General features: G+C 68.6%; 9 protein-coding genes. 3 read left to right on the forward strand and 6 right to left on the reverse strand.

Annotated elements, in window-relative coordinates; translation table 11 throughout:
- Nucleotide 1: 1 nt before the first annotated feature.
- From MYL53_RS01765 to MYL53_RS01775, 3 genes are all read right to left on the reverse strand, one after another.
- Nucleotides 2-745, reverse strand: coding sequence for a DUF3307 domain-containing protein (locus tag MYL53_RS01765; RefSeq protein ID WP_247851639.1), 744 nt, complete (start codon nt 743-745; stop codon nt 2-4).
- Nucleotides 742-1,389 carry an RNA polymerase sigma factor gene (locus MYL53_RS01770; RefSeq protein WP_247851640.1) on the reverse strand — a complete coding sequence of 216 codons (648 nt, stop codon included), beginning with the start codon at nt 1,387-1,389 and terminating at the stop codon, nt 742-744. Before MYL53_RS01770 ends, MYL53_RS01765 begins: the two co-directional genes overlap by 4 nt.
- Nucleotides 1,390-1,523: 134 nt before the next feature.
- Nucleotides 1,524-2,549, reverse strand: a complete 1,026-nt coding sequence (locus MYL53_RS01775) for an NAD(P)-dependent oxidoreductase (RefSeq protein ID WP_345740344.1) — start codon at nt 2,547-2,549, stop codon at nt 1,524-1,526.
- Nucleotides 2,550-2,854: 305 nt separating this feature from the next.
- Between MYL53_RS01775 and MYL53_RS01780 the strand changes: the two genes are divergently transcribed.
- Both MYL53_RS01780 and trxC read left to right on the forward strand, forming a co-directional pair.
- Nucleotides 2,855-5,239: a DNA polymerase II gene (locus MYL53_RS01780; RefSeq protein WP_247851642.1), complete on the forward strand. Its 2,385-nt coding sequence runs from the start codon at nt 2,855-2,857 to the stop codon at nt 5,237-5,239.
- A gap of 96 nt (nt 5,240-5,335) precedes the next feature.
- A complete protein-coding gene (gene trxC / locus MYL53_RS01785; RefSeq protein WP_247851643.1) occupies nt 5,336-5,773 on the forward strand; it encodes a thioredoxin TrxC in 438 nt (145 codons plus the stop codon).
- Nucleotides 5,774-5,798: 25 nt separating this feature from the next.
- On the opposite strand, the gene MYL53_RS01790 is transcribed toward trxC, so the two are convergent.
- The 3 genes from MYL53_RS01790 to MYL53_RS01800 all read right to left on the reverse strand — a co-directional run bounded on the left by MYL53_RS01790 (nt 5,799) and on the right by MYL53_RS01800 (nt 8,605).
- On the reverse strand, nt 5,799-6,800 hold the full coding sequence (locus MYL53_RS01790) for a nucleoid-associated protein (protein WP_247851644.1): 1,002 nt from the start codon (nt 6,798-6,800) through the stop codon (nt 5,799-5,801).
- 105 nt (nt 6,801-6,905) lie between these two features.
- Nucleotides 6,906-7,667: an ABC transporter permease gene (locus tag MYL53_RS01795; protein ID WP_247851646.1), complete on the reverse strand. Its 762-nt coding sequence runs from the start codon at nt 7,665-7,667 to the stop codon at nt 6,906-6,908.
- Nucleotides 7,664-8,605, reverse strand: coding sequence for an ABC transporter ATP-binding protein (locus tag MYL53_RS01800; protein ID WP_247851647.1), 942 nt, complete (start codon nt 8,603-8,605; stop codon nt 7,664-7,666). The genes MYL53_RS01795 and MYL53_RS01800 overlap by 4 nt, the downstream gene beginning before the upstream one ends.
- A 320-nt stretch (nt 8,606-8,925) precedes the next feature.
- Between MYL53_RS01800 and MYL53_RS01805 the strand changes: the two genes are divergently transcribed.
- Nucleotides 8,926-10,024 (forward strand): TolC family protein (locus tag MYL53_RS01805; protein ID WP_247851648.1); only part of this gene is annotated, 1,099 nt, incomplete at its 3' end.

Raw genomic sequence — 10,024 nt, forward strand, 5'->3', positions numbered from 1 at the left:
CTCAGGTTGTCCAGGGCAGCTGGCGCACCGCCAGCCCCAGCGCCAGGGTGGCGGTGACGCTGAGCAGGGTGCCCAGCAGCACGTACTCGGTGAGCTTGCGGTCGCGGCGGGCGCGCAGGTCGCCGAAGCGCAGCACCGACTTGGCGGTGAGCAGAAAGCCCACCGCGGTCAGCTCGTCGAGCAGCACCAGGGTCAGCACCAGCAGCCGTTCGAGCATGCCGATGCGCGCCCCGGCGGCGACCAGCGTGCCGGGGTCGGTGACCTCCTCGCTCCAGGGGCGCATGGCCAGCGCGATGGCGATGGCCATGGGGCGGGTGACCAGCAGATAGGCGAGACCGTGAGCCATCACCTCGGGACGGCTCAGCCAGTCGACCGCCGCGCTCAGAGGCGCCAGGCTGCCCAGCGAGGCCAGCCAGACGCCGACCAGCACGGTCAGGTGCAGGGCCTGATCGACCAGAAACCAGCACAGCCGCCGCGAGTCCAGGTGTGCCTTGCCCAGGTCGATCAGTGCGTGGCTCGCGGCGATGGTCACCGACCAGGCCGCGGCGGCGAGCGGATCGACGCCGGCGACGATCAGCACCGCCAGGGCCAGCAGCCCGTGCACCCCGGCATGCAGGTAGAGCACGCCGGCGCGGGCCTTGTCGCGCTGGCGTGCCTCGACCCAGCGTCGCGGCTGGAGCAGGAAGTCGCCCACCAGGTGGGCGATGATCAGGGCGAACAGCGTCGTCAGGGCCGTGGCGGTCATGGCGTCGCCTCCTTGTCGGCGAGCGAAGCGCGGACATGCGTCAGGGTGTCGGCCAGCAGGGGCCAGCGGGCGGCGCGCAGGCGCTTGTGGACGCTGGGCTGGCGAATGCCCAGCCGCTCGGCCAGCGCCTGCTGGGTGAGATCGTCGGTCAGACGCAGGCCGACCGCCTCGGCGGCGCGGGGGGACCAGTCGGCCAGCAGGGCATCCAGATGGCGGATCAGCAGCGCCTCGCAGTCAGCATCGTCGGCCTCGGTGTGATGCAGCACGAGGCACGCGTCCGACGCGTCCAGCGCGTCCAGTGCCCGGCCTGAAGCGACGAAGACCGGCCCGTCGGCGGAGGCCAGCGCATCGCCGGGCCGCCAGTCGTCGTTCCCCACCGCGATGGCGAGCCGGGCATCCCAGCGGTGTCCGGTCTCGGAGTGTGCGATCAGGGCGGCACGCAGCGCCACGGCCGCGTCCAGGGCCGCCTCGGCCCGGGCGATGGCGAGCTGGAAGCCGTCGCCGCGGTAGCGCTGATAGTCGCCCTCGTGGCGCTCGGCGAGGCCCGCCAGGGTCGTTTCGAGGATCCGGTGGAGGCGTGGACCCTCTTCGAGGCGGCGCGAGTCGATGATGTCGCCGGTGATGACGGCAAGGCGTGTGGCCATGGGGGGCTCCCGAGGACGGCGGTCATGTCTCAGGATAGATTCTCAAGGCTATTTTTCAATGTAATAGCCTTATATGGCTATATCTAGGCTCCTCACGCCTCACGCCTCACGCCTCACGCCTCACGCCTCACGCCTCACGCCTCGCCCGAGCCCGGCGAGCGATAGGCCTCGACCAGGGTGGCCGGGTCCGCCTCGCCGTGCCCGCGGGCGGCATGACCGCGCATCAGCTGGGCGGCCAGCGCGCTCATCGGCGTGGCGCTGGTGGCGCGGCCGCTCTGGGCCACCGCCATGTCCAGGTCCTTGAGCAGGGTGCGCAGGTGCCAGGGCGGGGCGGCGAAGTCGCGTTCGGCCATGCGCGGCGTGAGGATGCGAAAGGGCTTGGAGTCGGCGAAGCCGCCGGCCAGGGCCTCGGTCAGCCGGGTGGCGTCCACGCCGCTGGCCTCCGCCAGCGCGACCGTCTCGGCGATCACCGCCGCCTGGCAGCCGACGATCATCTGATTGCAGACCTTGGTCACCTGGCCGCTGCCGACCGGACCCATGTGCGTCACCCGAGCGGCCAGCGGGGCGAGCACCGAGCGCAGCGCGTCGACGTCCGCGTCGGCGCCGCCGCACATCACCGCCAGCTCGCCGGCCTCGGCGCCGGCCACGCCGCCGGAGACCGGGGCATCGACCCAGGCGACGCCGCAGGCGTCCGCGAGCCGCGCGGCCATGTCGCGCGTAGCCTCGGGGTCGCTGCTGGAAAGATCGAGCAGGCGCTGGCCGGGACGCGCATGGGCGGACACGCCGTCCTCGCCGAACACCACGGCCTCGACCACGGCGGTGTTGGCCAGGCACAGCAGGATGACGTCCGAGGCCGAGACCAGCTCGCCGATCGAGCCGGCCACGCAAGCACCGGCCTCGGCCACGCCGGCGGTCTTGTCCGGCGAGCGGTTCCAGACCGTGACATCGAAGCCGGCCGCCAGCAGGCGGCGGGTCATGGGGTCGCCCATCAGGCCGATGCCGATGAAGCCGAGGCGGAGAGAGGACATGGCGATGCTCCGAGGGGAATGAAGGAAAGCATCAGAATGCGCGATGGAAGGGATTTCCATCAAGTCCCGCGAGGCATCGCAACAGGTGTCCGGCGCTCCGAAATGACGCATCGCATCCATTAGGCGGTTCATGATGGTGCGTCGCAGCGTGATCGCTCGACGCGGTATCGTCGCAGTGCACTGCTGAATTTTATTAAATATATGATTTAAAGCGTTTATTTATTTTCTGGCCTATGTGTTGCTTTTGGTTGAGTGTCGGCGGTCGGAGCCTTTCCCGTCTGGGTTTTGCTCCGATTGTCTGCCGGTCGTCATTGCGTCGCAGTAAGACGACCGGCCCGACGAGTGAGCTGGCGTGCTCCAACTGGCCTCCCTTCGGGGAGGCTTTTTTTATGTCCGTGACCCGTGAGCGTCTTGCCGCCGCGATATGATGGAGGCTCATGGGCAAGCGAGGAGCGACGGTAGTGGTGCGGCAGGGGTTCATCCTGACTCGAGATTGGCAGGAGACGTCCGAGGGCCCCCAGGCCGAGTTCTGGCTGGCGACCGACGAGGGGCCGCTGCGAGTGCGCGTGCCGCCGCGGCCGTCTGTGGCCTTTATCCCGGTGGAGCAGCGCCGACACGCCGAGGTCGTGCTGCATGGCGAGCGCGACGTCGAGCTGCGCTCCCTGGCGCTGCGCGACTTTCATCGACGCCCCGTGCTGGGGCTTTACTGCCGGCCGCATCACCGCCTGACGGCCCTGGAACGGCGCCTGACGCACGCCGGCGTGGAGGTCTACGAGGCCGATATCCGGCCGCCGGAGCGCTATCTGATGGAGCGCTTCATCACCGCGCCGGTGAGCGTCGAGGGCGAGCCCGACGGCGTGGGCGGCCTGATGGCGACGCGGCTCAGGCCGGCGCCGGACTATCGTCCGCGGCTCAGGGTGGTGTCGCTGGACATCGAGACCAGCGGGAGCGGCGAGCTGTATTCCATTGCCCTGGAAAGCGGGGAAGAACGCCGGGTACTGATGCTGGGCCCGCCCAACGGCGTGGCCGACGGGCTCGATTTCGACCTCGAGTACTGCGATAGCCGCTCGGCCCTGCTGGAGCGGCTCAACCGCTGGTTCGCCGAGCACGATCCGGATGCCATCATCGGCTGGAATCTGGTGCAGTTCGACCTGCGCATTCTCCACGAACACGCGCGGCGGTGCGGCGTGCCCCTGCGCCTGGGTCGTGGCGGCGCCGAGATGGCGTGGCGCGCCCATGGCCATCAGGTCAATCGTTTCGTCGCCTCGGCGGCGGGGCGGCTGATCATCGATGGCATCGAGGCGCTGCGCTCGGCCACCTGGCACTTCTCTTCCTTTTCCCTGGAGCACGTGGCCCAGGCCCTGCTCGGCGAGGGCAAGGCCATCGACAATCCCTACCAGCGGCTGGATGACATCCTGCGCATGTTTGCCGAGGACAAGCCGGCGCTGGCGCGCTACAACCTCAAGGACTGCGAGCTGGTGACGCGGATCTTCGCCGAGACCGAGCTGCTCGACTTCCTGCTGGAGCGGGCCACCGTGACCGGGCTGTCCGCCGACCGCAGCGGCGGCTCGGTGGCGGCCTTCACCCACCTCTACCTGCCACGCCTCCACCGCCTGGGGTTCGTGGCGCCGAACCTCGGCGAGGCCGAAGCCGTCGAGAGCCCCGGCGGCTTCGTCATGGATTCCCGCCCCGGGCTCTACGACTCGGTGCTGGTGCTGGACTTCAAGAGCCTGTATCCCTCGATCATCCGCAGCTTCCTGATCGACCCGGCGGGCCTGGTGGAGGGGCTCGCCGATCCCGCGGATGCGGCCTCGGTGCCGGGTTTTCGCGGCGCGCGCTTCTCGCGGTCTCGGCATGCGCTGCCAGATATCGTGGCGCGGGTCTGGGGCGGGCGCGAGGCCGCCAAGCGCGCGGGCAACGCGCCGCTTTCCCAGGCGCTGAAGATCATCATGAACAGCTTCTATGGCGTGCTGGGGTCGAAGGGCTGCCGTTTCTTCGATGCCCGCCTGGCCTCGTCGATCACCATGCGCGGCCACGAGATCATGCGACGCACCCGCGAGCTGATCGAGGCCGAAGGCTATACCGTCATCTACGGCGACACCGACTCCACCTTCGTGTGGCTCGGTCGCGCGCATCCCGAGGCGCAGGCGGCGGCGATCGGCCGGCGCCTGGTGGCATACGTCAATGTCTGGTGGTGTGACCACCTGGCCCGGGAACATGGCCTCGCGAGCGCGCTGGAGCTGCAGTTCGAGACCCATTACCGACGCTTTCTGATGCCGACCATTCGCGGCGCCGAGGCGGGCAGCAAGAAACGCTATGCCGGTCTGGTACGCGATCCGGCGGGGGAGGAGCGGATGGTCTTCAAGGGGCTTGAGAGCGTGCGCAGCGACTGGACGGACCTGGCCAAGAACTTCCAGCAGGAGCTCTATCGGCGCATCTTTGCCGGGGAGCCCCATCGGGACTTCGTGCGTGACTACGTGCGTCGCACCCGGGCCGGCGACTTTGACGACTGCCTGGTCTATCGCAAGCGGCTGAGGCGCTCCCTGGCCGACTATCGGCGCAGCGTGCCGCCCCATGTGCGGGCGGCGCGGATCGCCGACGAGGTCAACGACCGGCTCGGTCGGCCGCGTCAGTATCAGCACGGCGGCTGGATCCGCTACGTGATGACGGTGGCGGGGCCGGAGCCGCTGGAGCAGCGGCGTTCGGCCATCGACACCGAGCACTACCTGACCACCCAGCTGCAGCCGGTGGCGGATGCCATCCTGCCGTTCGTGGGCGACGACTTCGCGACCCTGATCGACCGTCAGCTCGGGCTGTTCTGAGCCCGATCGGCGTCACCATGGGCGGCCGTCGCGGCGCTTGATGACGCCGGCATCTGGCGACATAGTTTTCGAGTCGTCACCCACAGGAGCCCCTCCATGTCCGATGCCCTGCTGCTGGGCTGTGCCCACTGTCATGCCATGAACCGGGTTCGTCCCGAGCGTCTGTCCGCCGGTCCGCGCTGCGGCAAGTGCCGCCGGCCGATGTTCACCGGTGAACCGCTGACGCTGACCAATGCCAACTTCGAGTCGCTGGTGGCGCGCAGTTCGCTGCCGGTGGTGGTCGATTTCTGGGCCAGCTGGTGCGGCCCCTGCAAGGCGATGGCGCCGATCTTCGCCGAGGCGGCCCGCGAGCTGGAGCCGCGCCTGCGCTTCGCCAAGCTCGACACCGAGGCCGAGCAGGCCCTGGCCGGCCGCTTCGGGATTCGCAGCATCCCGACGCTGATCCTGTTCAAGCACGGCCGCGAGGCGGCCCGCCAGCCGGGGCTGCTGCAGGGGCCGCAGCTGCGCCAGTGGCTGGCGCCGCACCTCGGCTGAGAGGCATTGATCGGGGCGGCCGGCGTCAGTCGCCCTGGCGCTGCTTGAGCTGGTCGCGCAGCCCGTTGGGCACCTTCTTGATGATCAGCCGGTCACCGTCCTCGTCATACTCCACGGCGGCGCCCAGCAGGTGGGAGTCGAAGCTGATCGAGACGCCGGCGGCGCGGCCGGTGAAGCGCCGGAACTGGTTGAGCGTGCGCTTGTCCGGCGGGATCTCGGGGTTCAGCCCGTAGTCGCTGTTGCGGATGTGCTCATAGAAGGCCCTGGGGCGTTCCTCGTCGACCAGCTCGGAGAGATCCTCGAGGGTGATGGGCTCGCCGAGCTTGGCCTGGTCGCTGGCGTAGTCGACCAGGGCGTCTGTCTTCTCGCGGCTGGCCTCCTCCGGCAGGTCCTCGTTCTCGACGAAGTCGCTGAAGGCCTTGAGCAGGGTGCGGGTCTCTTCGTCGGCGTCGCGCTGCTCGCGGGCGCCCAGTGCCTCGGCAAAGGCCTCGGACAGCTTCTTGCCGCCGCGGTCGCGGGTCCAGGAGAGATAGGGGTGCGAGGCCGAGCCGTTCTGCCACTGGTTGACGTCGAGGCGCGCGGCCAGCGTCATCTGGGCCAGGTTGAGCTGGCGGGCGGGCACCACGCCGAGGGCATCGTCGATGCCGAAGCCGTCGCGGTGATGCAGCAGCGCGAGGATCAGGTAGCGGGCCTCGCCCTGGCGATGGTCGACGACCAGCAGGTGGCCGCCCACGGGCAGGTGGTCGTCGATCAGCGGCACGATCTGCTCGGCCAGCGCCCGGGTCAGGCTGGGAAAGTCGCGTTCGCCGTCGAGGAAGGCGCTCAGCGCTGCGGGAAAGGCGGCCGGCTCGTCGTCGGCGAAGCGGCCCCAGTTCTTGGCCTTGCCGTGATAGGCGTCGTTGAGCCCCGAGACCAGGTCGTCGAGGGCAGTGGATGCCGCGAGCGGCGCCCCGGCGGGCACGAGGCGAGCCGGTGTCTCGCCGTCTCCCTTGTCGATGCGGTGGATGATGCTGTGCAGGATCGGCATGGGGACCTCCCTCGGCCTCGGTGAACGGGGCTGGCGATGATACCCGCCGCGACGCGGCGGCGATAGCGGGTCGGCAATAGCACGGCGGGTATCCTGCCGGGACGGTCAGGGCTTGAGCCGATAGCCGCTGCGGAAGATCCAGCTGACCACGGCAAGCGCCACTGCCAGGAACAGCGTGATCACCGCCAGACTGGCCCAGATGCTGACGTCGCCCAGGCCGTAGAAGCTCCAGCGGAAGCCGCTGACCAGATAGACCACCGGGTTGGCCAGCGTCACCGCCTGCCACAGCGGCGGCAGCATGTCGATGGAATAGAAGGTGCCGCCGAGGAAGGTCAGCGGGGTGATCACCAGCAGCGGCACCAGCTGCAGCTTCTCGAAGCCGTCGGCCCAGATGCCGATGATGAAGCCGAGCAGGCTGAAGGTCAGGGCGGTGAGCACCAGGAACAGCAGCATCACCAGCGGGTGGGCGATGGTGAAGGGCACGAACAGGCTCGCGGTGCCGAGCACGATCAGCCCCAGGATCACCGACTTGGTGGCCGCCGCGCCGACGAAGCCCAGCACCACCTCGAAGTAGGAGACCGGCGCCGAGAGGATCTCGTAGATCGAGCCCGAGAAGCGCGGGAAGAAGATGCCGAAGGAGGCGTTGGAGACGCTCTGGGTCAGCAGCATCAGCATGATCAGCCCGGGCACGATGAAGGCGCCGTAGCTGACGCCTTCCACCTCGCTGATGCGGGTGCCGATGGCGGCGCCGAACACCACGAAGTAGAGCGAGGTGGAGATCACCGGCGAGACGATGCTCTGCAGCACGGTGCGCAGGCTGCGCGACATCTCGGCGACGTAGAGGGTCTTCACGGATTCGAGGTTCATGCGTCCTCCCTGACCAGGCTGACGAAGATGTCCTCCAGCGAGCTCTGCCGGGTGTGGAGGTCCTTGAAGCGGATGCCGGCGGCGTCCAGGTCGGCGAGCAGCTCGGCGATGCCGCTCGAGTCGTCGCCGTCGTCGCGGCCGTCATAGGTGTAGATCAGCGCCTGGCCGTCCTCGGCGATCTCCAGGCCGTGGGCGTCCAGCTCCCCGGGCAGGCGCTCGAGGGGCTCGTGAAGCTGCAGGGTCAGCTCCTTGCGGCCGAGCTTTCGCATCAGCTCGCGCTTGTTCTCGACCAGCACCAGCTCGCCCGAGCGTATCACGCCGATGCGGTCGGCCATCTCCTCGGCCTCCTCGATGTAGTGGGTGGTGAGGATGATGGTCACGCCGCTGTCGCGCAGCTGGCGCACGACCTCCCACATGTCGCGGCGCAGCGCCACGTCGACGCCGGCGGTGGGCTCGTCGAGGAACAGGATCTGCGGCTCGTGGGCCAGCGCCTTGGCGATCAGCACGCGGCGCTTCATGCCGCCGGACAGCGTGATCAGGCGATTGCGGCGCTTGTCCCACAGCGACAGCGACTTCAGCACTCTTTCGATGTGGGCCGGGTCCTTCGGCTTGCCGAACAGCCCGCGGCTGAAGCTCACCGTGTCCCATACCGTGGAAAAGGCCTCGCTGGTCAGCTCCTGGGGCACCAGGCCGATCAGGCGGCGCGCCTGGCGATAGTCGGCGACGTTATCGTGACCGGCCACCAGCACGCGGCCTGCGGAGGCGTTGACCAGCCCGCAGATCACGCTGATCAGGGTGGTCTTGCCGGCGCCGTTGGGGCCGAGCAGGGCGAAGATCTCGCCGCGCCGGATCTTAAGATCCACTCCCTTGAGGGCCTCGAAGCCGCTGTCGTAGGTCTTCGACAGCCCCTCTACGTGGATCACGCTGTTGTCGCTCACTGGTTGCCTCCCTGGTGCATCGTCCATGCCGCTCGCTCCTTGTTCCTTGTTCCTTGACTCCTTACTTCGCCCCCTGACCCTTTCTCCACCTTAACCCTTTCCTAACCCGCGAGGGTACAAGCTGCCCATACCTCTTATGAGGTGCAATTCCCTGTTCTTGACCGCCCGCCCCGGGCGGTTCTTTTTTCGAACCTCGAACCGCGTAAGCCGGCGTATTTGCTTAATGCGTTAACATTGTCTTGCCTCATTATTCTGTATCATTTTGTGACATTCTTGCGCCGGCGGCTGCCGGCCGCCCTGTGTCTCCGGAGTCTGCCGAGATGTCCCACCGTTCCTGGCTGCCCGTCTGGGTATTGCCCCTGACGCTATTGCTGTCGGCCTGCAGTACGTTCGATCACGCCGATGGCGGCCTCGCCGATCGCGCCGAGGCGGATCGCTCGGAGGTTGCCGCCTGGCCCGCGCTGTCGGAAGCGGAGAGTGCCGGTTCCCTCGACGAGTTGATCCCGTCGGACACTCTCGCGGCGCTGGTGCATGAGGCGCTGGTGGCCAATCCCGGGCTGCGCCAGACCTGGCTGACGCTGCGCACCCGTCAGGCCGAGCTGCGTCAGACCAGTGGCGAACGCTGGCCCAGCCTGGAAGCGGGGCTTTCCGGCTCCCGTGACGAGGACGCCGCGGCCAGCTATACGGGCAGCGTTAGCATCGACTGGGAGGTTGACCTGTGGGGACAGCTCGCCGACGAGCAAGCCGCCGCCGTGGCGGACGTCGCCAAAGAGCAGGGGCTCTACCAGTCCGCGCGAGACACCCTGGCCGGGGAGGTGATGAGCGCCTGGGTGGGCCTGATCGCGCAGCGACGCGCCGTGGCGATCCAGACGCGCCGCCTGGATACCCTGAAGACCAACCAGGCGCTGATCATCGACCAGTATCGCGCGGGGCTCGGTAGCCTCGAAGACCTCGACACGGCGCGCAGCAACGTCGCCAGCGCCCGCGCTACGCTCGAGGAGCAGCGCGAGACGCTGGCCCAGCAGCGTCGCTCGCTGGCGGAAATGCTGGGGCGTTCCTCGTCCGATCAGATCACGGTGCCGGATGACTTCCCCGAGACCCTGCTGGTTCGCCCCGAGCTGCCGGAGCAGACCCTGGCGCGGCGCCCGGACCTCCAGGCCGCCTATGCGGCGATCGAGGCCGCCGAGCGCCGCACCGATGTGGCCTACAAGGACCTGTTGCCCTCGCTGGACGTGACGGCGGCGCTGGAGGACGTCGCCGAGACGCCCCACGAGGCCCTGCTCGGCGATCCGCTGTGGTCACTGCTGGGCCAGCTCACCGCACCGCTGTTCCAGGGCGGGCAGCTCAAGGCGGCGGCGGACATCGCCGAGCTGGAGGGCGCCCATGCCTACCAGGCCTATCGCGAAACGCTGCTCGAGG

It is taken from the genome of Halomonas getboli, assembly GCF_023094245.1.
GTDB lineage: Bacteria > Pseudomonadota > Gammaproteobacteria > Pseudomonadales > Halomonadaceae > Halomonas > Halomonas getboli.